Raw genomic sequence first — 25,825 nt, forward strand, 5'->3', positions numbered from 1 at the left:
GCTACTCGATTAGCGCACTAATATTTCCCAGTTTCGGGAATCGTTGTGTCAATCCGATAACCCACTTGTGGGAATCCGCAGACTTTCCCAGATGTGGGTAACGGGACCGATCCGCGTTGTAGATTCCCAGATGTGGGAAACACAACGGAAGTGATCAAGGCGATCCGGACTGAGCTCGCCGAGCAGGACCGCTCGTACGCCTGGCTCGCACGCGAGACGGGCGTGCCGTACAAGCGCATCCTCGGCGAGCTCAAGCACCGCACGCAGCGACTCACGCTCGAGACCGTATGCGAGGTCGCGAACACGCTGGGCATGGACCTTGCGGCGATCATCGCGTTCGCGAGCAAGCCCGAGGCGGTGGCGGCATGACTCGTCGTGTCGGTCGGCTCGAGCGGCTGCTCGACCTTCAGAACGTGCTCGGTGATGCGTGGGATCGCGCGTATGCGGCCGCTGACGTCGACGGCGGCGAGCGGACCCTCGAGCGCATCCGTGCCGTGTCGGCGGCGATCACGGCGGAGGTGACGCGATGAGCGCCACGGTGACGGCGCTCAAGCAACGCCCCGAGCCGGCCGTCTGGTTGTCGCCGGAGCAGGTCTGTGACCGGGTACCCGGCATGACGCTGAGCCGGCTGAAAGAGCTGCGCGCCGCCAGCCGCGGCCCCGCCTACTCGAAGCCCACCCTCAAGACCGTCATCTACTCCGCGGCCGACATCGACGAGTGGGTGCGCGGCACCCGCGTCTCCACCAGGGAGCAGGCATGACCGCGGTGTCGTTGGACCGTAACCAGACGGTGTGGCAGCGGATCCGCGCGCGACTCGCCGCGGCGCCGGCCGACGTCGCGCTCGACGAGCTGACGTCGTGGATGCTCCCGTACGTCGTGGCCGAGCGCGAGGACGCTGCGAAACGGTTCACGCGGTCAGACGCCCGCCTGATCCGCGGCGTCGTCCGCGACGTCGTCGAGACCGTACGCGGCTTCGAGATCACTCAGGCTCCCGACGATACCGACGGCTCCCTGAAGGAGAGTCTCATCGAAGTCGCCTCCCGCCTGAAGATCGATCGACACCCGGGTGTGCGGCGTGATCAGGACGATCAGCGCCCGGGAGTCTCCCTCGCTGATCGGCAAGGCTTCGACGTTCCCGGCGTCGATGACCGCGCGCACAAGAGCGAGCAGTCGGAACGCTCCGACCATGTCGACGTGAATCGTCAGGTCGTCAATGCGCACGGTGCAGTTGTTCATGGTTCCCCTTCGGTTGGTGGCCCGGATGTTGGCGCATCCGTTCTGGCCGATGAGCCGATCGTAGGGGCCGCGTCCGGCGAGTCTCCTTCGGGCTCGCCGGACGCATCCCAGGGCGGTGCGTCGTGATCGTCGTGCGTTGGGTGGCGACCGTCGTCTGCCTGTTGATCTGCGTGGTGCTGTTCTTCGCCCCGTCGATCGGTGCAGCCTCCTTGTTCCTGGCGTGCTTCGTGGTCCTGTGCTGGTCGTTCGGCGCGTTCGAGCGGGACTTCTGGATCGAAGACGAGAAGAAGGGGATGAAGCGGTGACGGTTGAGAAGACGACCCTGTCGGGCGACACCGTGCGTCAGGTGCTCGGATACTTGGGCGACACGAACCTCGGAGAGCAGCCCCGCGCCGTCGTCGACCGCATTCTCAAGCTCGCGGAGGTCGCCGACCCGGCCACGCTCGACAAAGTGGCAACCGAATGGGGTGAGCTCGCATACGCGTGGTTCGTGGCACGTCGCACCCCATGGGGTATCGACTGGCTGCGCGGTCTCGCGAAGGCAGAGCTCGACGGCGCCGAGGCCGGCCTCGACTTCACGGCGGTCGCGTCATGACTTGGCGGATGCGGATGCGTTCGTCGTTGAACTCCCGTCGCCCTGTGGGGGCGCGACGGGCTGTCGGTGTGGGGACACCGACCGAAGCTGGGGACGCCCCCGGCCGTGACTGGCGCGACTGGGGAGTCGTCATCACGGTCGGGGCACTCGGCGCGATGGATGCGGCACTCCTCGCCTACGGGATCGCGGTGATCTCGTGAGCCTCGCGCTTGGCGTGGACCCGTCCCTCACCTGCACCGGTGTCGCGCTGATCGACACGACCACAGGCGATACGTCAACGTGGCGGGTGAAGACCGTTAGCCGTGGTGACACGCTCGCAGCAAAGCGTGCACGCCTGCGGGAAGCGATCGCGGGAATCCTCGCACCGGTCCCGCCACGGCTCGGTGTGACCGTCGTCGAGGTGCCGCACTCGGCGCACCAGTTCGGGGCGCAGAACGAACGCATCGCCCTGTACTGGTGGCTCGTCGACCAGCTCATGGCACGTGGACCGGTCGTCGAGGTCGCACCGTCGCAGCGCGCGAAGCTCGCCACCGGCCGCGGCAACGCCGACAAGAAGGCGGTGCTCGCCGCAGTACGAGCCGCGCACCCGGGCGTGCACGTGCCCGACGACAACGTCGCCGACGCGCTCGCCATGGCGGATGCCGGCGCGCATTGGCTGGGCGCGACACGCGACTACCTGCCCGCGCAGGCGGACGTGCACGCGCGGATCGCATGGCCGCCGGCGGCCTGACAGACCTATCCGCAACACCAACAGAACAACGAATGGGGACACACATCATGGTGAAGCTCGCTTCCACGCTCCCGAAGGAGCTCGAGCAGAACGGCCTGGAACAGAACACCAGGCACCTGATCGCGGCATACACGTCGCAGGACACGATTCCGGTCATCGGGCTCATCCACACGAAGGACTGCCACGACACCGAGGCCTTCGAACGCGTGCCGCGGGTGGAGCTCGTCGCGATCGAGGGCGCATTCAACGAGGTCGACGCCGAGCAGGTGCGGGCGTTGCTGATCCGTCTGCACGACGACCGTGTGCGGCATGTCAAGCAGCCGCTCGACCTGCCCGATCAGGACGACTTCGGCGGGGCGATGCTCGCGATCGACCAGGCCGAGATCGTCGATGCGGACGTCGTTGACGACGAGAACGAGGAGGACTGACCGATGAGCATGCCAAACGCACACCACGCGCCCGTGACCCCGATCCAACAGGAGGTGACGCTCGACGACCTGCTCAAGCAGCGCGCCGCGTACAAGGCTGACGCCGAGTACATCCAGGACCAGATCGAGAAGATCGACGCACAGATCATCGACCGGCTCGGCACCGTCGGCACACACCAGGTCGGCGACGTGAAGGTGCAGGTGCGGGAGTACACGCGCACCGACACCGCCCGCATCCAGACCGCCTACCCGGCCGCGCAGTTCCCGCAACTGTACGTCACGAAGACGGTCCTCGACGAGGCGGCGGTGAAGCAGCAGTTCGCCCCCGACGTGCTTGAGGGGTTCAAGCTGCACGGTAAGAAGAGCGTGGTCGTGAAGTGACCGAGACGTGGAGGCCGATTGCTGAGCGCGCAGGCTACGAGGTGTCGAGCCTTGGACGAGTTCGCTCAGTCGACCGGGTGATTCCGCACGCGAACGGCGAGGGTTCGCGGCGGCAGCGGGGGCGCATCCTCTCACCGTCGCCCAACGGGCCGTACGGATACCTGTCTGTGATGCTCGGCGCCGGCTGTCGACGGTACGTGCATCGCCTCGTGGCCGCAGCGTTCCTCGGCGACATCACGGGCATGGATGTCGATCATGACGACACCAACCCGGCGAACAACTGCGTCGGCAATCTGACGATCATGCCCCACCAGGACAACCTCACCGCGATGAGCGACCGGCGCACGCACTGCGTCAACGGCCACGCGCTCACACCCGAGAACACAGTACGTCGGGGCCGCTCGCGCCGCGCTTGCCGCACCTGCATCAAACAGTGGGTGGCCGCGTCATGACCACGGTCGAACAGCTCTACTTCGATGTCATCAAGGCGGGGATCACCCGGCACCCGCGATCGCTTCAGAAGCGTATCGGCCCGAGTGAGATCGGTCGGCCCTGTGACCGGTGGGTGCTTCACAAGCTCGCCGGCGACGACGAGCCTGACCGTGGGCCCGCGTGGAAACCGGCGATTGGCACGGCGGTTCACGCCCAGCTGGAGGAGTGGTTCGACCAGGCGAACTTCGGCGGCGGCGAGGTATCCACGCAGGAGTGGGTCACCGAATGGGAAGTCACGGTCGGGCGGATCGGCGGAACACCGATCACCGGCCACAGTGACCTGTTTCACGTGCCGACAGGCACGGTAACGGATCACAAAATCGTCGGACCGAAGCAGCTCGCGAAGTACCGGCTGCACGGCCCGTCTGAGCAGTATCGGACGCAGGCGCACCTGTACGCGGCCGGGTTCACCGCGGACGGCGGCTGGGGGCAGGCACGGCATGTGGCGATCGCGTTCCTGCCCCGTGACGGTGAACTCGACCAGGCGTACTTCTGGTCGGAGCCGGCAGACCCGCACCGGGCGGCTGAGGCGATGAACCGGGCGAACCGGTTGTGGACGATGTTGCAGGTCGTTGGCATCGACGCCGCGTTGGCCGCGTCCCCGCTGTGTGACGACCAGTGGTGCACGTGGTGTCGCAAGGAGCGGCGTGCCGCGAACCGGGCGGCGGGGGTGTCGCTGTTCGGTGATGACTTTCCCATGCCTGCGGGCACGTCCGCGCTATCTACTCCGGCGGCCAGGTCGACGCCGGGTGTCACCGCACCGGGGGGCGCGGTGATCACGAACATGTTCGACCGCTGACAAGACAAAGACGAATGGAGTAAGACGATGTCCCTTTTCGATTCCAGCAACAAGGGCGTGAAGTTCGCCAACATCGGCGACGAGATCACCGGAACGATCGCGGCGGCGCCGTATGAGCGGCAGCAGACGAAGTTCGGCACGAACGAAGCCGACTTCTGGCCGAACGGTGACCCGAAGATGCAGGTGCTGGTGCCGTTGAAGACCAGCCTCCGTGACGACGCGAACGATGACGGTGAGCGAACGCTGTATGTCGCGAGCAAGCACATGAAGCAGGCGATCGGGCAGGCGATCCGTGCCGCGAACGTCGCCGACGTCGCACCGGGTGGCACGTTGACGGTGAAGTACATCGGCAACTCGCCTGACTCGAAGAACCCTGCGAACCCGGCGAAGATGTACGCCGCGCAGTACACGCCGCCGGCATCCGCGTTCGCGGGGCAGCCGGCCGCACAGCCCGCGCAGCCGGCCCAGCAGGCTCAGGCGGCGCCGGCACAGTACGCGGCGCCTCAGCCTGCACAGCAGCCCGCACAGGCGCCCGCCCCGGTGGGCACGCCGGGTGGTCTGACGGTGGAGCAGCTGACGCAGGTCGGTCAGCTGCGTGCGGCGGGGATTCCTGACGAGACGATCGCGACCGCCGTGAGGACGACGGTCGACGTTCTCAACACGATCCCGTTCTGACGGGTGGCTCTCGCCGCGACCGCGCGCTGTCCCATCGAGAAGGACCGAGAGCACATGAGCAACGACCAACACGACAAGACAGGGGATGCGGCGTGACCGGTGATCTGCTGACCACAGCACTGCAGTTGCACGCGGCCGGATTGTCGGTCGTGCCTGTAGCCGCTGACGGCACGAAACGGCCTCGCGGCGCGTGGAAGCAATACACGACCACGGCAGCCGACGAGACGCAGGTGCGCGCCTGGTTCGCCACGGACGTCGAGCAGGGTGTCGGGATCATCACCGGGTATGCGGGTGTGGAGCTGCTCGAGGTCGAGGGACGCGGCATGACACTCATGGGTGACGTGCTCGACCTTCTCGACGGCACCGGGCTGAGGGCCTTGTATGACGAGCTCGTGGACGGCTGGTCGGAGCAGTCCCCGTCTGGCGGGCTGCACCTGCTCTACCGTGTCGCAGGCGGTGACGTGCCCGGCAACACGAAGATCGCGCAACGCCCCACGGACGGGCCGACCGGTCGGGAGGTGCTCGCCGAGACCAGGGGGACTGGCGGGTTCGTGGTCCTCGCCCCATCCGGCGGGGGAGTGCACCCGACCGGGAAACCGTATCTGCGGCTCGCCGGCGGGCCTGCGTCGATGCCGACGATCAGCCGGGAACAGCGTGATCAGTTGCACGCGGTCCTGCACGCAGCGCTCGACACGATGCCTGTCGAGGTGTCGGCGCCGGCGGGCCCGGTGGATGCGAAGTGGTCGACCGGGTACCGGCCAGCTGAAGGCGACGTGACCCCGGGTGACGATTTCGAGGCGAAGACGGACTGGGATCAGATCCTGGTCGGGTGGACGCTCGTGCACACGCGCGGGGCGACCCGGTATTGGCGGCGGCCGGGGAAGAACGACGGCATCTCCGCGACGACCGGGCACGCGGACGACCGTGACCGGCTGTACGTGTTCACGTCGTCGACCCAGTTCGAGCCGGAGGTTCCGTACACGAAGTTCGGGGCTTTCGCGGTCCTCAACCACCACGGTGACCATCAGGCGGCGGCGAAAGCACTCGCCGAGCGTGACTACGGGTACCGGGCGCCGCGTGCACTGGCCGCATCTCGCACGACGTCGACGGGCACGCAGATCTCCGCAGTTGGGAACACAGCCCCAGCGCCCAATGTGGTGATCGGGTCGGATGATGCGGACCTCACCGATGACGGCAACGCGCGTCTCGTCGTCGCGCAGCATTCCTCGGTGCTCCGGTTCGTGCCGGACGCGGGGAAGTGGGTGACCTGGGACGGCACCCGTTGGGCGTGGCAGGCCGATGATGGTGCCGCGATCGAAGCAGCGAAGCAGACGATCCGTGCGATCCCCACCGATCACCCCCAGCTCGCCTCACACCGCAAGAAGTCACTGTCCGCCCGGCACATCGCGGACGCTGTCCGGCTCGCGCGCACGGTCCCTGGAATGCGTGTGTCGGCGGCACAGTTCGACCGGCATCCGTGGCAGTTGAACACGCCCGGCGGTGTCGTGAACCTGCGTACTGGGGAGATCGCGGCCGCCACATCCGGGCTGTTCCATTCGAAGCAGACAGCGGTGACGCCGGATGCGGGGATGCCGACGCCACTGTGGGACCGGTTCATGCAGACCACGTTCCAGTCGAACCCGCACCTGGAGCGGTACGTGAAGCAGCTCGCCGGGGTGTCCGCGGTCGGGGAAGTGATCGAGCATGTGCTGCCGTTCCTGCACGGCGCCGGGCAGAACGGGAAGACCGTGCTGCTGGAAGTGCTCACGTCACTGCTCGGCGACTACGCCACCGAAGCGCCGGCGGGGTTCCTGCTCGCGGGACGTGACCGGCACGAGACGGAGCTCGCGAACCTGCAGGGCCGGCGGCTGGTCGTCGGGTCGGAGGTGAACGAGAACACCCGGTTCGATGAGGCGAAGATGAAGATGCTGACCGGCGGCGACAAGATCACGGCCCGGTTCATGCGGCAGGACTTCTTCACGTTCACCCCGTCGCACACCCTTTGGTTGGCCGGTAACAATCAGCCGAAGGTGGAGACCGGTGGGTATTCGTTCTGGCGGCGGTTGCGGCTGATCCCGTTCACGCACACGGTTCCCGATGAGGAGAAGATCGACGGGCTCGCCGAACGCCTCGTCGCTGAGGAAGGCCCCGGGATTCTCGCGTGGATCGTCGCCGGCGCCGTGGACTATGCGAACGGGGGACTGCCGACGCCGGTCGAGGTGCTCGCGGCCACGTCCGAATATCAGGCGGAAGAAGACCACCTGGGCAGGTTTGTGGAGGACCGGTGCTCGATCGGCGGCGGCGACAACGCCCGCGTCGACCGCGCCGATCTGCGCCGCGCGTACGACGCCTGGTGTGACGAGCAGCATGAGCATCCGTTGTCGGCGCAGGCGTTCGGTAGGCAGTTGCGGCAACGGTTCGATGTGGGGTCGGCGAAGTCGAACGGCCGCCGCTTCTACACGAACGTGATCCTGTACCAGCCGGAAGACACCGCTGATGACGGCGAGTCGGGGAACTGGTGGGACCGATGACCGCGATCACACCGCTGACTGCCAGGTGCCCACGCTGCGGGCGCACCGTGCTCGAGGTCCGCTGGGACTGGCAGGAGGACCTGCTCGTCGGCGCGCCCGTCCTCGACCTTGTCGCGCTGGACCAGGCGCAGCAGTTCGCGTGCGTGCTGACCGGTGTTCGGCTGTGGCAGGTGTACCCGTACGGGCGCCGCTGGGTGACGTCCCAGTGGAACCGGTGGTGGCCCGGCAGGCGCGACCGTGAGGGCCACACCGTCCCTGCGCATTCGTGCGACCGCCGGTGGGATGCGCCCGCCGTGTCGATCGCGCCAGACCCTACGCAGACCCCCACGGTCTGCCCGTTTTGAGAGAGGAACCAAAAAATCATGGCAACCAGCATCAGCGAGACGGTCGAACAGACGCTCGCAACGGTCGATCTGACGGACGACGGGAACGTGCAGCTCACGGTCCGTTCGTTCTTCCCGAGCCGCGTCGTCTTGACGGTGCAGCAGGCGCGGGCCCTGGCCGACGCGCTCACCACGTACGCGAGTGAAGCCGCGGCATACCTGACGGAGCAGGCGTCATGACTGCCACGATCACGCCGCGGCCGAAGACGGAGGCCTGGGATGGGGGTGACGTGGTCACTGCCGTGACCACGCGCGAAGCTGACGGGCTGTTGGTGCCGCTCCGCAACCACGGGGTCGCGAAGACTACCGACGAACCGATCGACACGGTCGCGGCGAACGGGAATCATCACGCGCTCGTGATGCGGAACAACGAGGGCGGCGCGGAGATGTCCACGCCGGTCACAGAACCGCTGCGCGCGCTGACCACGCACGGGCACCAGTCGCTCATCGCCGACCCTGCGCCGATATCGCTCGACGTAGACGACGCCGGGTTCCGGATGCTCGAGCCGCACGAGATCAAGGCCGGGATGGGGTTCGCCGGCGACTACCTGCTGCTGGGGTCGAAGCGGGACAAGGTCAAGCAGGCTGGGAACGCTGTCACCCCGCCCGCCGCGCGCGACCTCGGGAACGCGGTCGCCGAGTTCCTGAACGGAGTGACGGCATGATCTCGGCGCCAACGTCCACGGTGCCGCGTGCCGACCAGTTGCACGCGCCGAGCACTGTGCAGGGGCGGGCGTACTGCGGTCGCCGTGGGGTGAAGTTCGCGGCCTCGTGGACGGAAGTCAGCTGTCCTGACTGCGCCGCAGCATATCGAGCAGATGAGGAGGCCGCATGATGGAGACGCTGATCCCGGTCTACACGGTGCACTGCTTCTTCGGCCGTTGCCGGTTCACCGTGCAGGACACCGACACGCATGAAGCCTCCCGCCGGATGCAGTGGCACTACGACGAAGAGCATGTCGACGACCTCACCCGTCTCGGATACCCACCCGCGAAGGGAGCGCGCTGATGGATGCCGTGACCGAGTACGCACAGCAGGAGGAATGGGACACCTGGGTCGCCTCGTACGAATGGCACCTGGACAAGCTCCCACCGCTCCTGCAGCAGATGCGGGAACAGCAAGCAACCGTGATCCGGGCCACGAATCTGGAAGCAACGAGGGTCAGTGGGGGCGGCTACCTCGACAACGTGCGGGTGATCGACGAACCCGGGACGCCGGCGGCGGACGCCGCGATCCTGTGGGCACTGCTCACCGGGTACGCGGAGGCGGTCGCCGACCGGATCGGGGAATGCCCCACCCCGCGTCCACCATTCGCCGCACCGGACGACGCTAGGACAGCCTGGCGGGCATCCTACGAGCTTGTCGCCTGGCTGCTTGACGACGACCGGGTCAACCGGATCGTCGAGCATCACGACCTCGGCGAGCTCGAAGAGACCCTGTTCCGGGAGGTCAGGAAGGGCGGGAACCGGTACGGGCTCGCACCCGAACGACGCAACCGGAAACGACTCTGCACCATCTGCGGGGAACGGGGCATGGTCGCCGCGTGGATCGATGAAGGCGCCGGCACGGTTGCCGTGGCCCGGTGTGAACGATGCGGGAACACAGTGAAAGGACAAGCAGCATGACCGACAAGTTCGTGAATCACTACCAACTGACGTCTGATGATGTGCATGGTGCGCTCGAAGAGGAGAACCGCACCCTGGCGTTGCTTGCAGACGGGATCGCGAAACGCGCAGTGTGCGATTTCTGCGGTGCTACCCACACCACGGATGACGAGGTCGACGACGCAGAGTGGGGCGACATGGCGTGGGCCGAACTCACCATGCCCGACGACTGGAACCAGGAAGCCCTCGACGCTGCCGCTGAAGCCCGCGCCGCGCTCGAAGCAGCGAGGGCCGCACGAGAGGAAACGAAGTGAGCATTGAGGAAGAAGCACGCGCTGAAGCGAAGAAGCGCTGGCCGGAGTCAGACGGCTACGGCGGCGCGCTGTGGCAGAACGTGGCATCGCGGCGGGATTTCGTCGCTGGCGCACTCTGGCAGGCCACCCACGAGCCGAGCAAGGCCGAGTGCGTGGACATAGCGAACCGGGCGCAGGCAGAGACGGGCCGGTCGATCTGGCCGAGCACCGTCCGCGCCGTCCTGTCCGCCGCCCGTCAGGTGGGCACCCAACCGACCGAAGGCGGACAACGATGAGCGCGATCTGCCCCGAATGCGCAATCGGCAAGCACAACTCCTGCACCGGATGGGCTCTCGACGAAGACGACAACGTCGTCGACTGCGAATGCGACCACCACCAGCCATGACCGTCACCCTGCTCACCTACCGGGAGGCCGCGACCCGCGTCCACCGTTCGATCCGCACCATCAAACGCTGGCGCCGACACGGCCTCCCCATGAGCTGGGACCACCAAGACGGGCAACGAGTCCGCGTCGTCGAGCTCGAGATACTCCTCGCCTGGTACCGGGACAGACTCCAAGCCGACCCCATCCACCAGCAGCGGCTCAGACGACGACTCGCCCAGACAAACTGAGGGCCCCGACACCACCCGGTGCGGGGCCCTCAGCACATTGCAGGTCAGGACTGCGGACCACCTGCGACGTTTCGGAACGCCTGAGCCAGATCCTGGATCGTCGACACCTGCTTGTCGAGGCTGAACACGTTACCCCGCACATCGGCGACCGCGTCCGTGATGAGGTCGTAAAGCTCACGACGCGCGAGCTTCCCGGCCTCGGCACTGTTCGATGACGTCGTCTTCTCAGCAACTTTCCTTCATCCCCATATCTCCCGCGAGCCCCATGCTCACAGGACTCACCACGCTAGACCCGGCCACCGACATCGACCCGGCGTGTCGCATTTGACCGCCCACCGCTGTCACCCCCTACATTCAGAATCGGGAATCGTTGTTGGAACCCACCAACACGCCCCACCGCCGGTCGGCTGACACACCCCCAAGTTCGTCCCCAACGACGTCGTGCCGACCGGCCCCACACACCCAGGGACAGAGCCCGGAAACCGGCTCTCTCGAATGTGCCCTGGCGAATGTGCCCTGCCAATCCGCCGCAGGGCACATTCGACCCAAACAGGGCATGCTCAGGGCACATCAAAAAACGCCTACCTGCCCTGGACAATCACCAGGTCAGACCCCTAAACACTGCAAACAGGGCACATTAGGGCATGCTGTTCCCAATTGGCACAGCTCTATGACTGTTACTAGGTAACACAGTTATACGCGCGCAGGGAGCACTCAACAGAAACCACCTGCCCTGCCTGCCCTCCAAGCCACAATCCCGGCCGGGAGTCGAGTACCCTCGCGTTCCCCACGCGGCAGCCTCCCGGCCGGGAAGCCACGATCGGAGCCCCGATGATACGGCTGCTCGCAGGCTGGACTCTCGGCGTCACCATGACGATCATCATCTGGACCCGCGGCCCCGCGATCGCCGGCCGCATCCTCGCTGTACCCGACGACGTCGACAGGAGACACCGGTGACCGACAAGACGCTGCCGAAGCACGTCGAGATCCAGACCGACGACACCGGCGCCCCGCTCGAGCTGCTCGTCGACGGCGAGCCGTTCCCCTGGTACCTGACACCCGGCGTCGACCTGCATGTGAAGGCGGACGACGAAGACCTCTCGACCATCACCGTCACGATGTACGCGGAACGCGTGACCATCACCCCACGCAATGAGGCTCAGCCATGACCACGCAGCTGTACACGTGCGACGACTGTGGATCCGAGTACACGTCCCCGCTCGCAGCGGCGCTCTGCTGCGACCCGGCCGCCTATGGGGACGACGACTGATGGCTACCGCCGCACCCGTGCACGTCGGGACCGTGAACATCCAGTGCCCCGTGTGCGACACGATCATCCCAGCAGAGGTCACCGCGGTGCTCGTCCCTGCGGCGGCGACCGAGTCCGGTCGGATCGAGCTCGCATGCACGCCGGACCTCACCGACATGTGGGCTCACATGTGGACGCACCAATGACCACAGCGGCGCAGAATGCGAACGGTGCCCGACGTCGAGCCCTCGTGAAGCGGGTGAAGGCAGAAGAGTCCGACTGCGCCCTCTGTGATGACCCGGTGGACAAGTCCCTGAACTTCCTCCCGGGGGAGCACGGGAAGAAGTGCCCCACCCGGGACTGCGCCGGATGCATGCCCGACCCCATGCGGGGCGAGGTCGACGAAGACATCCCCCGCTCTCGCGGCGGCTCACCCTACGACCGCGCCAACTGCCACCTCATGCACCGCAAGTGCAACCAGTTCAAGTCCGACATGACCCTCACCGAGTCACGAGAGAAGCTACACGGCACACATACGAAGGTACAGACAGTCACATGCTCACCGATCTGGTGACGATGACCACATCAGAGCTCATCGCAACACTCGTCATAGGTGGGTGCGCCGGCGCAGTGACGGTGCTGTGGGTGCTGTGGGCCATCGAACGCCGCGAGCGACGCGGTCGACGCCGGCGAGCCGACCGGGCACCCCACCCCCCGCCCCCGGGCACAGGCCCGCCCGCGGCATAGTGCCTATCTCTCCCCGGGTTTTTCCACCTTGCAGGGGGTGAGTGCGCATGGGAGGTTCTCAGGCTCAGCTGCATGCGGTTGGCGCGCCGAAGGCCGCGAAATCGCGCGGGCGTCGTGTGTATTCGGAGGCGTTCAAGCGTGACGCGGTGGAGAAGGCGCGGGCTGCAAAGTCGATTTCGCAGGTGGCGCGTGCGCTTGGGGTGTCGCGTCCGACGCTGTCGGCGTGGATGAAGGATGCCGCACCACCGCCGATGACGCTCATCGAGGCTGTCCAGTCGGGCAGCCGGAAGTCGTACTTGATCGCGTGGCGCGACGAGCTCGCGAGGAAGATCACGAGCGGGGTGGCGGCGCGCGAGTTGGCGCCGTTGGGTAAGCAGCTCAACGACACGATCCGTGAGCTCGAGGAGTTGGTGGCTCGGGAGACGGAGGAGGCTGCAGATGCCGTCAGCGCTCCTGACGAAGACCTCGACCCCGACGACCTCTGAGCGGAGGCTGTCGGAGGTTGCGAAGCATCTGGTCGTCCCGTCTGGGATTGTGAAGACGGGGTATCCGGCGGTTGCTGCGCAGTGCGCGAAGATGGGCGTCAAGCACGACGGCTGGCAGAAGGGTCTGGGGAAGGCGATCCTCGCGAAGCGGTCGACGGGGAAGTATGCGGCCGGTATCGGCGGGGTGCTGATCTCGATCTGCCGTCAGGTGGGGAAGACGTTCACGATCGGGACGATCATCTTCGCCCTGTGCATTCTGTTCCCGGGCCTGAAGGTGTTGTGGACGGCGCATCATGCGGCGACGTCGGATGAGACGTTCGACACGCTCGCAGCGTTGGCGCGTCGTCGGCGGATCAGTCCGTACATCCGGCAGGTGCGTGGCGGGAACGGCAAGCAGCGGATCGTGTTCACGAACGGCTCCCGGATCATGTTCGGCGCCCGTGAGCATGGGTTCGGGCGAGGCATACCCGGTGTGAGCATCGTGGTGTTTGATGAGGCGCAGATCCTGAAGTCGAAGGCGTTGAACGACATGGTGCCGGCGGCGAACACGGTGAAGAACCCGCTTGTGATCTACATGGGCACACCGCCGACGCCGACGGACCCGGCCGAGGTGTTCAAGTCGCGTCGAAAGAAGGCGCTCAAGATCGAGGAGCGCCGGAAGTCCGGTGAGGACGTCCGATCGAACACGCTGTACGTCGAGGTCGGCGCGGATGCCGGCGACGACCCGGACTCTCACGAGACGTGGGCGAAGGCGAACCCGTCGTTCCCGCACCGGACTGATGCGGACGCGATCCAGCGTCTGCGCGAGCAGCTCGACGATGAGGCGTCGTTCCTGCGTGAGGGTCTCGGGATCTGGGATGAGGATCTGGACGGTGACGGGCCGCTGTCGAAGTCGTGGCCGATGCTCGCCGTCGGACCGGACAAGGCGCCGGCGGACGGCATCCGGTCGTTCGGTGTCGCGTTCTCGGCGGATGGTATGCGGGTGTCGCTCGGCGGCTGTCTGATCTCGGACGAGTCCGCGCATGTGGAGCTGATCGACGCGCACCAGGGGCCGGTCGAGGAGCAGTTGGCGCCGCTCGCGGACTGGTTCGTCGCGAAGGTCGACGGGGTGGCCCGGTGGCGGCGTGCGTCGATGATCGTGATCTCTGGTCGTGCGGGTGCGGCGGTGTTGGAGCGTCTGCTTCTGGACCGGAAGGTGCCGTGCCGGCGGATCGTTGTGGCGTCGTCGCCGATCTACTACCAGTCGTGCGGGATGCTGCTCGAGCAGGTGACGGCGGCGGCGGGCGAGGCGAAGCGCGGCGAGGCACTGTCGTTGACGCACCTGGCATCTGTCGGTCAGTCGCAGTTGGACGAGTCGGCGAAGAAGTCGACGCAGGAGAAGCGCACCCGTGATGGGGCGTGGGGGTGGGGTTCGCCGGCTGGTGATGAGACGCCGGTTGAGGCGATCTCGCTTGCCCTGTACGGCGCCCGCACGGGCAAGCCGGTATCGACCGGGACACGGAAGGCGGTGATCGCGTGACCGACGTGATTACGTTGCAGATGCCGAACGTGGATCTCGGTGCGGACACGTCGCTGTTCCGTGACCTGGTGAACGTGTGGTGGAAGAAGCGCCCGCAGAACATCACCCGATCGGTGTACTACGACGGTGAGCAGGCGCTGAAGGATTTCGGCATCAGCCTGCCGCCGCAAATGGCCGGCGTGAAGGCTGCGCTCGGCTGGACGGCGAAGGGCGTGCACGCGGTCACGGATCGTTCCCGGTTCGAGGGGTTCGTGGACTCGTCGGGAGAGACGGACCCGTTCGACCTCGAGCAGGTCATGTGGGAGAACCGGTTCCGGGTGGAGCTTCCGGCGGCGCAGGTGTCGTCGTCGGTGCACGGGTGCTCGTTCCTCACGGTCACGCCCGGTGACGTGCAGTCAGGGGAGCCCGCGGTGCTGGTCATGGCACGGGCGGCGGATGTGTCGGCGGCGATCTGGGATCCGCGGCGGCGGCAGCTCAAGGGCTTCCTGTCGATCGTGGATGTCACCGATGACGGACAGCCGTCCGAGATCATCATGTACACGCCGGAGACGGTGTACACCCTCGCGCAGACTAAGACAGGGTGGATCGTCAACGCGCGGCCGCACCTGCTGGGGCGGGTGCCGGCGGTCCCGCTGGTGAACAAGTTCGAGCTGCGGCGCCCGCTCGGACACTCGCGGATCACCCGTGCCTCGATGTACTACAACGACGCGGCACTGCGCACGATCGTGCGCGCCGAGGTGTCGTCCGAGTTCTTCTCCGCACCCGAGTACTGGGTGTTCGGCCCGGACGCGTCGCAGTTCGCGCTCGACCGATGGACAGCAGTCATGGGACGCGTGAAGGCGCTCGACGTCGAAGACAACGAAGCGATGCCGCAGCTGCACCGGTTCCAGGGTTCGTCCCCGCAGCCGCACACGGAGATGCTGCGCATGTGGGCGAACCTGTTCGCCGACGACCAGGATCTGGACGTGAAGTTCGCGGACTCGTCGAACCCGTCGAGCGCGGACGCGATCTTTGCCGCGAAGGAGACGCTGATCACGACCACCCGCGACGCGAACGCGCTATGGGGTCATGGCGCGGTCGAGGCGATGCAACTCGCGGTACAGATCCGCGACAACCTCGAGGTTGTGCCGGATCAGTTGCGGTCGTTGCGTGCGAGCTACACGGACCCGGCGATCGTGTCGCCGTCGGCGCGCGCGGACGCGTACTCGAAGATCGCGACGAGCGACCCGAGCTTCGCGACATCGCGGGTCGGCCGCCAGTACGCGGGCCTGTCGCTCGAGCAGATCGACCAGATCGAGGCGGAGGACCGGCGGGGGCGTGTCGGTGACCTGGTGTCGGCGCTGCGGCAGAATCCTGCAGCCAGCCAGCCAGCCAGCCAGCCAGCCAGCCAGCCAGCCAGCCAGGATGACCTGAACCAGGCGAACGTGCTCAAGGCGAAGGCCGACGCGCTCGGTGTGTTGCGGCGCGCCGGGGTCGACGCGGACGAGGCCGCACGACTCGCCGGGCTCGGTGACGTGAAGTTCATCCCGGGGCAGCCGATCACGATCAAGACGACTGACGAGTAGGGCGGTGTGCGCATGGCCGACGAGCGTGCGCTCATCGAGCAGTACCGGCAGGATCTGTTCCACCTGACGAACATGGCGAGGAAAGACCTCGCTGACTTCCTCTACCAGGTGAAGGGTCTTCCGGTCGCTCAGGTGCGTGACCTGCTGATTCAGGTGATGCCGGATCTCGTGAACCCCTACCTGTCGGCGTCCGGGGAGTTGTCGGCGACCTGGTACGAGGATCTGCGGTCGGCGGTCGGCGCACGTGGGCAGTTCTACGCGCAGACCGACACCCGCTGGGTGCAGCAGTCGCAGGCGAACGCCGTTTCACGGTGGGCGGTCGGCGCTCTGACGCAGGACATCGATGATCCGAATGCGCTGCTGTTGTCGAAGCTCGGCGGGGCGGTGCAGCGGATGGTGCTGGACTCGGCGCGCGGAGTCGTCGAGGGGAACGTGGTGCGCGACCCGGTGCGGGTCGGGTATCAGAGGATGCCCCGTCCAGGATGCTGCGCGTTCTGCGGCATGCTCGCGTCGCGTGGCGCCGTGTACCGGTCGTCGGAATCCGCCGGCGGTGTCGTGGGTCGCGGTTCGACCCGCACCGGGTTCAGCGCATCCGGGAAGCGACTCGCGGGCGGCATCGGTCAGGGCATCAAGGCTCGGGGGCAGATGAATCTCGGCGACAGATACCACGACGACTGCCACTGCATCGTCATGCCGGTGTTCTTCGGTACACCGCTCGCGGAGATCGCGAACATCGAGCAGAAGAAGTACCTCGGCATGTACTCGGATGTCGCCGGTGGGACGACGAAAGAGATCCTCGCGTCCTGGCGTCTCGAGCACGGCACCAACTGACTTCCACGGTTCCACCCGTGGCCGCACTGTGACGGTCTCGCAGGATTGAACGCCCGACGGGGCTATACGGAGAGGGGCTCGGCATGGCTGAGCAGACGGGCAGCACCACTGCCACGGATGGAACCGACTCGCAGCAGCAGGGGGAGCCGAAGGAGTTCGAGGCGATCACATCGCAGGCGGACTTCGACAAGGCGATCCAGGCGCGCATCGCGAGGGAGCGCGCGAAGTTCGCCGACTACGACCAGCTGAAGGCGAAGGCCCAGCAGGTCGACCAGGCGGCGCAGGCGGCGAAGACCGCTGAGGAGAAGAACGCGGACCGGCTCGCGAAGCTCGAGGGCGACCTCGAGGCGGAGCGGCTGGGGCGGGTCCGCGCTGAGGTCGCGGCGGAGAAGAAGGTTCCTGCGGGGCTGCTGACCGGCGCCACGCGTGAGGAGCTCGAGGCAGCCGCGGACGCGCTCGTGCAGTTCAAGGGGGAGCAGCCGCGCATGGGCGTGGTCCCCGGTGAGGGCAAGCAGCCCGCGCAGAAGAAGACAACGGCGGACCTGTTCGCGGAAGCGATCGGGGACGCCCTCTAACGAGAGGAGTCAGTCATGGCGACTGACGTGAACCGCGGCACCACCGGTGTCGTGCTGCCCAAGGAGGTCTCTGCGGAGATCTGGCAGAACATGCAGGACGCGTCGACGGTGCAGCAGCTCGCCCGTCGCATCGACCTGCCCGGCCCGGGCGTGACCGTCCAGACGATCACCGGTGACCCGGTGGCGGACTGGGTGGCGGAGACGGACGAGAAGCCCGTCTCGACGCCCTCGTTCGGTTCGAAGGACATCACGCCGTACACCCTCGCGGTGGTCGTGCCGTTCTCGAACCAGTTCAAGCGGGACAAGGCCGCGCTCTACAACGAGTGCATCCGCCGTCTCCCGGGCGCGCTGGCATCGAAGTTCGACTCGACCGTGTACGCGTCCTCGGGTGCACCGGGCTCGAACTTCGCGCAGCTCGGCGGGGCGACCGAGGTGAAGCTCGGCCCCGGCTCCGGTGCGACGAAGGGCACCTACTCGGGTCTCGTCGAGGCGTACACGACCGTCGCGGGCGCCGACGGCACCCTGGACGGCTGGGCGCTGAACTCCGCGGGCAAGGGCCTGCTGCTCGGCCAGGTCGACACCACGGGTCGCCCGATCCTGGTCGACTCGATCGCGAACGGCTCGTCCGTGCCGATGCTGCTCGGTGAGCGTGTCGTCTACGGCAAGGGCGTCCCGTCGGCGTCGTCCGTGGTCGGGTTCGCCGGCGACTGGGCGTCGGCCGTGTGGGGCGCCGTCGAGGGCGTGCAGATCTCCATCTCGGAGGGCGCGATCGTCAACGGCACCACCACGATCACCGCCTCGGACTCCGAGACGACCGTGGACGTGCCGAACGTGCTGCCCCTGTGGCAGAAGAACATGTTCGCCGTCCGCGCGGAGATCGAGATCGGCTTCCAGGCCCGCGACATCACGCGGTTCGTGAAGCTGACCAGCACCGCGCGTTCCTGAGCGTGAGGAGGGGCAGGGCATCGCGTCCTGCCCCTCCCTCCTGACCGATCTATACGAGGGGAGTCATCATGGCGTCTTGGACGAAGCCGAAGGATGTGACCGACGCGTGGATCGGTGAGGGTGCGCCTGACGACGACACGAAGGTGCAGAACTGGATCGACCGGGCCGAGCGGGAGATCCGCTACCGGGTGCCGGACATCCAGACGCGGATAGACGCTGAGGCAGCGGAGACACCGCCGCGCACGGATCTGCTCGAGACGGCGAAGGATGTCGTCGTGGCGATGATCACGCGCGTGTTCCGGAACCCTGAGGGCATCCGTCAGGTGAACACGACGACGGGCCCCTTCACGGACTCGAAGACGTACGGCGGTGACGTGCCTGGCGGTCTCGGGCTGACGAGCGACGAGCTCGCGAAGCTGAAGGGTGTGCAGGACCGTGGGGCGTTCTCGATCGACCTGATCCCGTCCTGGTCACCGTTCTACGCCGGCGGCGCCTGATGCGGTACGTCAGCGAATACGTCGACTGGCAGGCATACCAGGCCGGCGCGACCGATAGCCACGGCAACGAGATCGACGACTGGGCGGACCCCGTCACCGTGGGCGTGTACGCGTTCGACCCGGGGTCGACGTCGGAGCCGCGTGAGCCGGGCCATGACCGGGTGATCGTCGAACCGACGGTGTACATGCCCACCGGGACCGTGTTCGGCCCGCACGACCGTGTCACAGCCCGCGGGCTGCTGTACGAGGTCGACGGGTACACGCGGGAGTGGCATCACCCGTCCGGGAACCGGCCAGGCAACGTCGCGACACTTCGGAGGGTGGACGGCTGACATGGGCAAGAACGTGAAGATCAAGTGGAACCGGAAGGCGTTCCCGCAGCTGCGCAAGGAACGCGGCGTGATGAGTGATCTGATCCGCCGTGGCCGAGCGATCCAGGCGCAGGCCGGCAGCGAGTACGAGGTCTCGCCGTTCACAGGGAAGAACCGTGCGCGCGTGTCGGTCGCTGCGGTCACCGATGAAGCGAAGCAGAAGAACGCAAAGTCGAACGATCTGGTTCGCGCGTTGGATGCCGGGAGGTAACCGATGTCTGAAGTGATCGCCTTCCCGGACCCGGAAGCATGGGTCGTGCAGTTCCTGAAGGGTCGCACGGAGCGCGGCGGCCGGAAGGTCGCGACGAAAGCACCGAAGACCGGCACGAGGTACACGCGCGTGTCCCGGACAGGTGGGGGCAGCCGCGACCTAGTGACCGACTCCCCGATGATCCTCGTCGAGTGCTTCGCCGACGACGGCGGGACCGCGGCCGATGACGCGAAGATCGACCGGGCGCTGCTCATGGCTGCGGCCCGGCTCTCGGATGACGTGACCCGGGTGACGGATGTCGGCGGGCCGTCGTTCCTCCCAGACCCTGATACCAACCTGCCGCGGTATCAGTTCACGGTGCAGCTCGACATGCGCGGCACCGCACTCTAGGCAGACCCCGAAGGCCAGCGCACACACCGCCTGAAAGGGGCAACCAATGGTGAACACCGCGAGCAACGTGCTCAGTGGCAAGCCGCTCGCGACGGGCGGAATTCTCCGTGGGGCTGTCGGCTCCACGCTCCCGACCGATGCGACGACCGCACCCGGTGCATCGTTCAACGCGCTCGGGTACGTCGGCGAGGACGGCGTCACCGAGACGCAGGACCGGTCGACGGACAAGATCAAGGCGTGGGGCGGTGACACGGTCAAGGTCGTGCAGACCGAGCACTCCCTGACGTACAAGTTCACGCTCATCGAGACGCTGAACGCCGAGGTTCTCAAGGCCGTGCACGGTGACACGAACGTCACCACCACGGCTGCGACGTCCACGTCGGGCACTCTGCACTCGGTGCTGATCACTTCTGCTGAGCTCGGTCACGCCGCGTACGTGATCGAAGTGAAGGACGGCGACGCGCGTGTGCGCATCGTCATCTCCGATGGGCAGATCACCGAGGTCGGTGACATCACCTACTCGGACGGCGACGTGATCGGCTACGAGGTCACGGTCGAGTGCTTCCCCGACGAGAACGGCGTCAAGGCGACGAAGTACCTCGACGACGGCAAGTTCTCCGCCTGACACAAGCCCCGGGGGTGGGGTCCAACGCGCTGGCCACCTCACCCCCGGTTCACCATCCAAGCCAGCGCATCACAGAAGGGTCAGCGCAGTGGCACGTATTCAGGTGCTCGAATTACCCGTGGTTGGTGTCGGCGAGGCGTGGCGCACACCGTTCGCTCTGGTCATCGACCAGGCCGAGTCGGCGGCCGTCGAGACGATCGATGGCACGCAGGTACGGCAGGTCATCACCGAGGACTTCGGGGTCCCCGGCATCAAGGAAGCGAGTGGTGCGGAGTTCGTGATCGTCACGCCTCACACGCTCGACGTCGCATAACGAAAGGGTCAGCGCATCATGGCAACCGAGAAGTTCCACTACACGTCCAAGTCGGGCAAGAAGATCACCCTGCCGAAGTTCGGTCAAGGCATCAAAGCCGGGTTCATCCGCCGCATCCGCAAGCTGTCCGAAGGCGAGCAGGTGTTCGAGTTCATCGAGGCTGTTGCCGACGAGAAGACGCTCGAGGTGATCGACGACTTCGACACGGCAGAGCTCGGCGAGTTCTTCGGCGCGTGGCAGAAGGACGCAGGCGTCGGCGTGGGGGAATCTTCGGCCTCTGCGAGCTGATCGACCAGTACGCGGGGGCCGTCGAGTACGACCTCATCCGCCACGGTCTCAGGCTCCGTCAGCTCGGAACGAGCAAGCTCACATGGCGGGACATGCTCGTGATCGTCGAGAACCAGCCGGCACAAGACGCGGCGATCGCGGCCGTGAAGGCGCCGAACGATGCCCCGTGGGGGTCGCTCGACACCCACCTGCTCGCTGAAGCCGTCGATATGTTGCACCTGCTCTGGTGGGGAAAGACGAAGGACGCGTCGAAGAACCGCGGCCGGCCGAAGCCTGTCGAGCGCCCGGGCCGGCGCCCGGAACGGATGGGGTCGAAGCCGCTGCCGTTGGACGAGATGAAGTCCTGGCTTGGCTGGTAGCATCCGCGACATGGGGATCAAAGACGCGTGGAATCGGCAGATGGAACGGTCACGGATCGAAGCCGCCTACGGGGTTCACTCGGTCACGCGTGACGGCAATTACCGGTACATGCCGCTCGGTTCGTTGAAGCAGCAGGTTCGGCCGGTCGCCGGGGCAGTAGCCGAGTATGAGGCTGGGTCTGTCATCGGAGGACGCACGACGCTGACGCGGGTCGCGGCGGGTGCGATCATCGCGGGCCCGGTGGGTGCGATCGTCGGCGGCATGTTCAAGAAGGACCGTGGCAGAGGGTACGTCACGGTGACGTTCCCTGACGGGGCGGTCGCGGTGGTCGACGGGCCGATCAAAGACGAAGACAAGATGCGTCAGTTCGTCGCGAGGGTGAACGAGGCCGCGCGGCGCACGTAGGCACATGACGAAGGGCTGAGCCCCGGGAAGACATCACGTCTCCCGGGGCTTTTGCATGCCCGGGCGGGAGCGTTTCATGGCTGTCGAGCTCGCAACCGCCTACATCTCCCTGGTCCCGTCAACGTCGAAGCTCGCACCGGCGGTGTCGGATGCGCTCGGAGACACGGACAAGCCTGCGAAGCAGGCCGGCCTGAACATCGGCGGGAAGCTCGTCGACGGCGTCGGGAAGGTGCTGAAGACCGGGGCGCTGGCGGTCGGCGGGATCGCAGTGGCCGGTATCGGCACGGCGCTCGTGAAGGGGTTCTCGCGGCTCTCGTCGCTCGACCAGGCGACAGCGAAACTCTCCGGACTGGGCATGTCTGCCGAGACGGTCCAGAAGATCATGGACAACGCGCTCGCGTCCGTGAAGGGCACCGCGTTCGGCATGGATGAGGCCGCGACGACGTCGGCGATGGCGGTCGCGGCGGGCATCAAGCCCGGACAGCAGCTCGAAGGCGTGCTAAAGACCGTCGCGGACACGGCCACGATCGCGGGCGCGTCGATGTCGGACATGGGCATGATCTTCGGGTCTGTCGCCGCACGCGGGAAGCTGCAGGGCGATGACCTGATGCAGTTGCAGTCGCGTGGCGTGCCGGTGCTGCAGTTCCTCGCGAAGCACTATGGCATCACTGCGCAGGCTGCGTCGACGATGGTGTCGAAGGGCGAGGTCGACTTCAAGAACTTCGAAGCCGCCATGCAGGAGAACCTCGGCGGTGCCGCGCTGAAGTCTGGTGAGACGTTCACGGGCGCGTGGGATAACATGCTCGCCGCGCTCGGACGCTTCGGCGCGAAGGCGCTCGGCGGAATCTTCCCCGCGCTCAAGGGCGGGATCGGCGCGATCACCGAGTGGGTAGACAGTCTCGCTGAGAGCATGGGCCCGTTCTTCGAGAACATCGGCAACGGGCTCGGCGACTTCATATCCGGGATCACAATGTCGGCGGGGGACCGGGCCGAGTTCGCCGGCCAGCTTCAAGGAATGGTCGCGGTGGGCGCGAACCTTCGGTCTGCGCTCGAGGGAGTCGTCGCCGGGGTCGGCCAGTTTGTCGGGTTCGTGAAGTCGAACTGGGATGTGATCTCATCCGCGGGCGTCGCGCTCGGGGTGCTCGCGACAGGGCTGACCATCGCGAACGCGGCCGCGACTGTGGGCGCTGCGGGCGGACTGAAAGCGTGGTTCATGGCCACGAAGACCGGCACCGCGATCCAGGCCGCGTTCAACCTCGTGTTGAACGCGAACCCGATCATGCTGATCGTGACAGCGGTCGCGGCGCTCGTCGCCGGGCTGGTGTACTTCTTCACGCAGACGAAGGTTGGGCAGCAGATCTGGGCCGGGTTCACGAAAGCACTCGGCACCGCGTGGAACTGGCTGTGGAACACGATCCTCTCACCAGTGATCGACGCGATCGGAGCCGCCTTCAACTGGCTGTGGACCTCGGTCATCAAGCCGGTGGCCGACTTCATCGGGAACGTCATACGAGTCGTCGCGGCGGTGATCACCTGGTGGTGGCAGAACGTGACGATGCCGGCGATCAACGGGATCGTGGCGGTGTTCCAGTTCATGTGGGGGATCGTGAAGCCGATCTTCGACCTGTGGATCGGCGTGTTCAAGCTTGTCGGTGCGATCGCCGTCTGGCTGTGGAATAACGCCGTCGTCCCGATGGCGCAGGGGATCGCTCAGATCGTGTCGTGGCTGTGGACCAACGCGATCCAGCCCGTATTTGGGTGGATCGGCGACAAGATGAAGCTCGTCGGCCTCGGATTCAAGATTCTGTACCAGTCGTACGTGAAGCCGGCATTCGATCTCATCGCATCCGCTTTCCAGTGGATCTGGTCGAGTGTCGTGAAGCCGATTTTCGACAAGATCGGTGCGGCAGTGAAGATCGTGGGCGACGCGATCGGCACGGCGTTCCGTGTGGCCGGCGACACGATCCGGGCAGCCTTCAAAAGCGTGGTCGGATTCGTGAAGAACGTGTTCAACGGCATGATCGACGCCGTGAACGGCGTGATCAACGGGATCAACGGTGTCGCCGGAGTCGTCGGTGACGCACTGGGTGTCGATCTGCGGATCTCCACGATCCCGCGGCTCGCGCAGGGTGCCGTGATCAAGTCGGGCAGTGGCGGTGTGGTCGCGCAGGTCGGTGAGGGCCGGTACGACGAGGCGGTGATCCCGCTCGGTGGTGCACAGTTCCAACGGCTCGCCGCAGCGCTCACCGAAGGGTCGTCCGGTCGGGGCACGCAGGTGAACGTGGAAGTGAACCCGGCGCCCGGAATGGATGAGCGGACGCTCGGCATCACCGCGGCCCGCGAGATTGACTGGCAGCTGAGGGGGGCATGATGCCACGTGCAAGTATCGGCGGGCTGGTCTTCGCAGACCACGGGTCTCGCGGATTCGTGATCTCGCCTGACGGCTGGCAGGGGTGGGACGAAGGCGTAGACGTCCGCGGGGACGAGAGTGTGCGTCCGACTTCGCATGGCGCATTCGATGACGCTCGATACCTGTCGGCCCGAGTGGTGACCATCGGTGGAACGATCCTCGCTGATACGCCGGCCGAGCTGCAACACATGCGCGCGCAACTGACGGGGCTGCTTGCCGACGGGGGACCGGGCCGGCTGACGGTGGGGTCTGAGGGCGATTCGCAGTGGGCTGATGTTCGTCTGTCGGGTCGCACAGCGGTAAAGGTGCGTGGATCGACCCGCACGGATGCCGCATTCCAGGTGTCGTTCTGGGCGCCGGATATGCGCAAGTACGGGGAGTTGCGGTCGCTCCCCGGTTCGACGGTGCAGGCGTACCAGTACGGCAATTTCCCGGCGACCCCGGTGATCGAGGTGACCGGGAGCATGCCGTCTGGGTACATGGTGGCGTCGCAGGGGCGGCAGTTCGTGGTGAACCAGGCGTTGTCGTCGGGGCAGACTCACCGGATTGATCTGGCCCGCGGCTGGCTGTACCGGGGCAGCACCCTGCAGTCGGGTGCGGTGGATGTGGCCGAGTCGTTCACGGTCCCGGGCGGCGGGAAGCCGGTGTCGGTGGTGCTCACGCCGGTGTCGGGCTCGGGGCAGATGACCGTGAAGGTCACCGACACGTACATCTGATCGGGGGCGGGATGCGCACTGTCGTTTTCGACACGATCACCGGGGCGCCGCTGCTGGACGTCACGTCGCTGGTGTCTGCGGGGTCGTGGTCGTCGAAGATCGACGGGTCGGGGCAGGGGTCGGTGACGGTGCGGCTGCGGGAGCAGCCGATCACCCGGTCGACGGCGCGGGATCTGTTCCGGGCGAATGCGCGGATGGTCGCGCATGTGGATGATGATGACACGGTCGCTGCGGCGGGCATGTTCCTGACCCCGGATTATGACCGGGACGCGGGCGCGGTCACCTGCCAGTGGGCGGATATTCGGGCGCTGTTCGCACAGCGGATGGGATTCGGTGTCGGGTCGTGGAACTCGTCGGGCACGTTGACGGTCACCGGCCGGTCGAGGTCGGGCGCGGTGCGGGCGATCGTGTCGCGGGCGATGCGTGACGGCGAGGAGCCGACGTGGGCGCTGCCGATCGATCTGCCCGATGACGGGACCGGTGCATTCACCCGCACGTGGCCGTACTACGGGTTTCCGACGATGGAGGACTGCCTCGCAGAGG

The 25,825-nt window shown here is 66.5% G+C and carries 44 protein-coding genes and 1 pseudogene; all 45 read left to right on the plus strand.

Translation table 11 applies throughout. The features are described 5' to 3' along the window. The first annotated feature begins 132 nt into the window (after positions 1–132). Entirely contained in the window at positions 133–369 is a 237-nt protein-coding gene (locus ABMQ42_RS15575; RefSeq protein ID WP_349723904.1) for a hypothetical protein, read from the plus strand. After that, a complete protein-coding gene (locus ABMQ42_RS15580; protein WP_349723905.1) occupies positions 366–530 on the plus strand; it encodes a hypothetical protein in 165 nt (54 codons plus the stop codon). The genes ABMQ42_RS15575 and ABMQ42_RS15580 overlap by 4 nt, the downstream gene beginning before the upstream one ends. Then, positions 527–760 (plus strand): hypothetical protein, encoded by a 234-nt coding sequence (locus ABMQ42_RS15585; RefSeq protein WP_349723906.1) that lies wholly within the window; start codon positions 527–529, stop codon positions 758–760. The genes ABMQ42_RS15580 and ABMQ42_RS15585 overlap by 4 nt, the downstream gene beginning before the upstream one ends. After that, positions 757–1,362: a hypothetical protein gene (locus ABMQ42_RS15590; protein WP_349723907.1), complete on the plus strand. Its 606-nt coding sequence runs from the start codon at positions 757–759 to the stop codon at positions 1,360–1,362. Before ABMQ42_RS15585 ends, ABMQ42_RS15590 begins: the two co-directional genes overlap by 4 nt. Next, positions 1,359–1,541, plus strand: coding sequence for a hypothetical protein (locus ABMQ42_RS15595; protein WP_349723908.1), 183 nt, complete (start codon positions 1,359–1,361; stop codon positions 1,539–1,541). The genes ABMQ42_RS15590 and ABMQ42_RS15595 overlap by 4 nt, the downstream gene beginning before the upstream one ends. Then, the gene (locus ABMQ42_RS15600) at positions 1,538–1,831 is read left to right on the plus strand and encodes a hypothetical protein (RefSeq protein ID WP_349723909.1); all 294 of its coding nucleotides are present in this window, start codon (positions 1,538–1,540) and stop codon (positions 1,829–1,831) included. Before ABMQ42_RS15595 ends, ABMQ42_RS15600 begins: the two co-directional genes overlap by 4 nt. 68 nt (positions 1,832–1,899) lie before the next feature. Then, positions 1,900–2,031, plus strand: a complete 132-nt coding sequence (locus tag ABMQ42_RS15605; protein ID WP_349723910.1) for a hypothetical protein — start codon at positions 1,900–1,902, stop codon at positions 2,029–2,031. Continuing rightward, positions 2,028–2,561 carry a crossover junction endodeoxyribonuclease RuvC gene (locus ABMQ42_RS15610; protein ID WP_349723911.1) on the plus strand — a complete coding sequence of 178 codons (534 nt, stop codon included), beginning with the start codon at positions 2,028–2,030 and terminating at the stop codon, positions 2,559–2,561. The genes ABMQ42_RS15605 and ABMQ42_RS15610 overlap by 4 nt, the downstream gene beginning before the upstream one ends. Before the next feature lie 47 nt (positions 2,562–2,608). Next, positions 2,609–2,989 carry a hypothetical protein gene (locus ABMQ42_RS15615; RefSeq protein ID WP_349723912.1) on the plus strand — a complete coding sequence of 127 codons (381 nt, stop codon included), beginning with the start codon at positions 2,609–2,611 and terminating at the stop codon, positions 2,987–2,989. Between the two features lie 3 nt (positions 2,990–2,992). Then, positions 2,993–3,370 (plus strand): hypothetical protein, encoded by a 378-nt coding sequence (locus ABMQ42_RS15620; protein ID WP_349723913.1) that lies wholly within the window; start codon positions 2,993–2,995, stop codon positions 3,368–3,370. Continuing rightward, positions 3,367–3,822, plus strand: coding sequence for an NUMOD4 motif-containing HNH endonuclease (locus ABMQ42_RS15625; protein ID WP_349723914.1), 456 nt, complete (start codon positions 3,367–3,369; stop codon positions 3,820–3,822). The genes ABMQ42_RS15620 and ABMQ42_RS15625 overlap by 4 nt, the downstream gene beginning before the upstream one ends. Next, positions 3,819–4,661, plus strand: coding sequence for a hypothetical protein (locus ABMQ42_RS15630; RefSeq protein WP_349723915.1), 843 nt, complete (start codon positions 3,819–3,821; stop codon positions 4,659–4,661). Before ABMQ42_RS15625 ends, ABMQ42_RS15630 begins: the two co-directional genes overlap by 4 nt. Positions 4,662–4,688: 27 nt before the next feature. Continuing rightward, complete coding sequence (locus ABMQ42_RS15635; RefSeq protein WP_349723916.1) at positions 4,689–5,336, plus strand: hypothetical protein; 648 nt, start codon at positions 4,689–4,691, stop codon at positions 5,334–5,336. Between the two features lie 92 nt (positions 5,337–5,428). Next, a complete protein-coding gene (locus tag ABMQ42_RS15640; RefSeq protein ID WP_349723917.1) occupies positions 5,429–7,867 on the plus strand; it encodes a phage/plasmid primase, P4 family in 2,439 nt (812 codons plus the stop codon). Beyond that, entirely contained in the window at positions 7,864–8,211 is a 348-nt protein-coding gene (locus ABMQ42_RS15645) for a hypothetical protein (protein WP_349723918.1), read from the plus strand. The genes ABMQ42_RS15640 and ABMQ42_RS15645 overlap by 4 nt, the downstream gene beginning before the upstream one ends. A gap of 18 nt (positions 8,212–8,229) precedes the next feature. Further along, the gene (locus tag ABMQ42_RS15650) at positions 8,230–8,430 is read left to right on the plus strand and encodes a hypothetical protein (protein ID WP_349723919.1); all 201 of its coding nucleotides are present in this window, start codon (positions 8,230–8,232) and stop codon (positions 8,428–8,430) included. Continuing rightward, positions 8,427–8,915: a DNA cytosine methyltransferase gene (locus ABMQ42_RS15655; protein ID WP_349723920.1), complete on the plus strand. Its 489-nt coding sequence runs from the start codon at positions 8,427–8,429 to the stop codon at positions 8,913–8,915. The genes ABMQ42_RS15650 and ABMQ42_RS15655 overlap by 4 nt, the downstream gene beginning before the upstream one ends. A gap of 166 nt (positions 8,916–9,081) precedes the next feature. Then, a complete protein-coding gene (locus ABMQ42_RS15660; RefSeq protein ID WP_349723921.1) occupies positions 9,082–9,258 on the plus strand; it encodes a hypothetical protein in 177 nt (58 codons plus the stop codon). Further along, complete coding sequence (locus ABMQ42_RS15665) at positions 9,258–9,875, plus strand: hypothetical protein (protein ID WP_349723922.1); 618 nt, start codon at positions 9,258–9,260, stop codon at positions 9,873–9,875. The genes ABMQ42_RS15660 and ABMQ42_RS15665 overlap by 1 nt, the downstream gene beginning before the upstream one ends. Further along, positions 9,872–10,168, plus strand: coding sequence for a hypothetical protein (locus ABMQ42_RS15670; RefSeq protein WP_349723923.1), 297 nt, complete (start codon positions 9,872–9,874; stop codon positions 10,166–10,168). Before ABMQ42_RS15665 ends, ABMQ42_RS15670 begins: the two co-directional genes overlap by 4 nt. After that, a complete protein-coding gene (locus tag ABMQ42_RS15675; RefSeq protein ID WP_349723924.1) occupies positions 10,165–10,443 on the plus strand; it encodes a hypothetical protein in 279 nt (92 codons plus the stop codon). The genes ABMQ42_RS15670 and ABMQ42_RS15675 overlap by 4 nt, the downstream gene beginning before the upstream one ends. A 106-nt stretch (positions 10,444–10,549) precedes the next feature. Beyond that, positions 10,550–10,780, plus strand: coding sequence for a hypothetical protein (locus ABMQ42_RS15680; protein ID WP_349723925.1), 231 nt, complete (start codon positions 10,550–10,552; stop codon positions 10,778–10,780). An 831-nt stretch (positions 10,781–11,611) separates the two neighbouring features. Continuing rightward, positions 11,612–11,737, plus strand: a complete 126-nt coding sequence (locus ABMQ42_RS15685; protein ID WP_349723926.1) for a hypothetical protein — start codon at positions 11,612–11,614, stop codon at positions 11,735–11,737. Continuing rightward, the gene (locus tag ABMQ42_RS15690; RefSeq protein ID WP_349723927.1) at positions 11,734–11,949 is read left to right on the plus strand and encodes a hypothetical protein; all 216 of its coding nucleotides are present in this window, start codon (positions 11,734–11,736) and stop codon (positions 11,947–11,949) included. The genes ABMQ42_RS15685 and ABMQ42_RS15690 overlap by 4 nt, the downstream gene beginning before the upstream one ends. A gap of 100 nt (positions 11,950–12,049) precedes the next feature. Then, entirely contained in the window at positions 12,050–12,235 is a 186-nt protein-coding gene (locus ABMQ42_RS15695; protein WP_349723928.1) for a hypothetical protein, read from the plus strand. A gap of 44 nt (positions 12,236–12,279) precedes the next feature. Next, positions 12,280–12,603, plus strand: a complete 324-nt coding sequence (locus tag ABMQ42_RS15700; protein ID WP_349723929.1) for a hypothetical protein — start codon at positions 12,280–12,282, stop codon at positions 12,601–12,603. A gap of 220 nt (positions 12,604–12,823) precedes the next feature. Then, positions 12,824–12,985, plus strand: a pseudogene (locus tag ABMQ42_RS18195) (transposase); the annotation flags it as partial. Positions 12,986–13,027: 42 nt separating this feature from the next. Beyond that, a complete protein-coding gene (locus ABMQ42_RS15710) occupies positions 13,028–13,261 on the plus strand; it encodes a hypothetical protein (RefSeq protein WP_349723931.1) in 234 nt (77 codons plus the stop codon). Between the two features lie 91 nt (positions 13,262–13,352). Continuing rightward, positions 13,353–14,780 (plus strand): terminase large subunit domain-containing protein, encoded by a 1,428-nt coding sequence (locus ABMQ42_RS15715; protein WP_349723932.1) that lies wholly within the window; start codon positions 13,353–13,355, stop codon positions 14,778–14,780. After that, positions 14,777–16,345: a phage portal protein gene (locus ABMQ42_RS15720; RefSeq protein ID WP_349723933.1), complete on the plus strand. Its 1,569-nt coding sequence runs from the start codon at positions 14,777–14,779 to the stop codon at positions 16,343–16,345. The genes ABMQ42_RS15715 and ABMQ42_RS15720 overlap by 4 nt, the downstream gene beginning before the upstream one ends. Positions 16,346–16,357: 12 nt before the next feature. Beyond that, positions 16,358–17,176, plus strand: a complete 819-nt coding sequence (locus ABMQ42_RS15725) for a VG15 protein (RefSeq protein WP_349723934.1) — start codon at positions 16,358–16,360, stop codon at positions 17,174–17,176. Between the two features lie 83 nt (positions 17,177–17,259). Beyond that, on the plus strand, positions 17,260–17,751 hold the full coding sequence (locus ABMQ42_RS15730; RefSeq protein ID WP_349723935.1) for a hypothetical protein: 492 nt from the start codon (positions 17,260–17,262) through the stop codon (positions 17,749–17,751). A 15-nt stretch (positions 17,752–17,766) separates the two neighbouring features. Then, complete coding sequence (locus tag ABMQ42_RS15735; RefSeq protein WP_349723936.1) at positions 17,767–18,696, plus strand: phage major capsid protein; 930 nt, start codon at positions 17,767–17,769, stop codon at positions 18,694–18,696. Between the two features lie 68 nt (positions 18,697–18,764). Next, positions 18,765–19,193, plus strand: a complete 429-nt coding sequence (locus ABMQ42_RS15740) for a Gp19/Gp15/Gp42 family protein (RefSeq protein WP_349723937.1) — start codon at positions 18,765–18,767, stop codon at positions 19,191–19,193. Beyond that, positions 19,193–19,525 carry a hypothetical protein gene (locus ABMQ42_RS15745; RefSeq protein WP_349723938.1) on the plus strand — a complete coding sequence of 111 codons (333 nt, stop codon included), beginning with the start codon at positions 19,193–19,195 and terminating at the stop codon, positions 19,523–19,525. Before ABMQ42_RS15740 ends, ABMQ42_RS15745 begins: the two co-directional genes overlap by 1 nt. A 1-nt stretch (position 19,526) precedes the next feature. Continuing rightward, positions 19,527–19,775 (plus strand): hypothetical protein, encoded by a 249-nt coding sequence (locus ABMQ42_RS15750; protein ID WP_349723939.1) that lies wholly within the window; start codon positions 19,527–19,529, stop codon positions 19,773–19,775. A 162-nt stretch (positions 19,776–19,937) separates the two neighbouring features. Next, positions 19,938–20,165 (plus strand): hypothetical protein, encoded by a 228-nt coding sequence (locus ABMQ42_RS15755; protein WP_349723940.1) that lies wholly within the window; start codon positions 19,938–19,940, stop codon positions 20,163–20,165. 46 nt (positions 20,166–20,211) lie between these two features. Further along, the gene (locus ABMQ42_RS15760) at positions 20,212–20,790 is read left to right on the plus strand and encodes a phage tail tube protein (RefSeq protein ID WP_349723941.1); all 579 of its coding nucleotides are present in this window, start codon (positions 20,212–20,214) and stop codon (positions 20,788–20,790) included. Between the two features lie 88 nt (positions 20,791–20,878). Next, on the plus strand, positions 20,879–21,103 hold the full coding sequence (locus ABMQ42_RS15765; protein ID WP_349723942.1) for a hypothetical protein: 225 nt from the start codon (positions 20,879–20,881) through the stop codon (positions 21,101–21,103). An 18-nt stretch (positions 21,104–21,121) separates the two neighbouring features. Further along, entirely contained in the window at positions 21,122–21,391 is a 270-nt protein-coding gene (locus ABMQ42_RS15770) for a hypothetical protein (RefSeq protein ID WP_349723943.1), read from the plus strand. 92 nt (positions 21,392–21,483) lie between these two features. Beyond that, entirely contained in the window at positions 21,484–21,750 is a 267-nt protein-coding gene (locus ABMQ42_RS15775; protein WP_349723944.1) for a DUF5361 domain-containing protein, read from the plus strand. 10 nt (positions 21,751–21,760) lie between these two features. Next, complete coding sequence (locus ABMQ42_RS15780; protein ID WP_349723945.1) at positions 21,761–22,156, plus strand: hypothetical protein; 396 nt, start codon at positions 21,761–21,763, stop codon at positions 22,154–22,156. 76 nt (positions 22,157–22,232) lie between these two features. Next, positions 22,233–24,527 carry a tape measure protein gene (locus tag ABMQ42_RS15785; RefSeq protein WP_349723946.1) on the plus strand — a complete coding sequence of 765 codons (2,295 nt, stop codon included), beginning with the start codon at positions 22,233–22,235 and terminating at the stop codon, positions 24,525–24,527. A 227-nt stretch (positions 24,528–24,754) separates the two neighbouring features. Continuing rightward, complete coding sequence (locus ABMQ42_RS15790) at positions 24,755–25,282, plus strand: hypothetical protein (protein ID WP_349723947.1); 528 nt, start codon at positions 24,755–24,757, stop codon at positions 25,280–25,282. Between the two features lie 11 nt (positions 25,283–25,293). Beyond that, the coding region (locus ABMQ42_RS15795; RefSeq protein ID WP_349723948.1) for a hypothetical protein at positions 25,294–25,825 on the plus strand (532 nt) is incomplete at its 3' end.

Source organism: Microbacterium sp. KR10-403 (assembly GCF_040196215.1).
Lineage (GTDB): Bacteria > Actinomycetota > Actinomycetes > Actinomycetales > Microbacteriaceae > Microbacterium.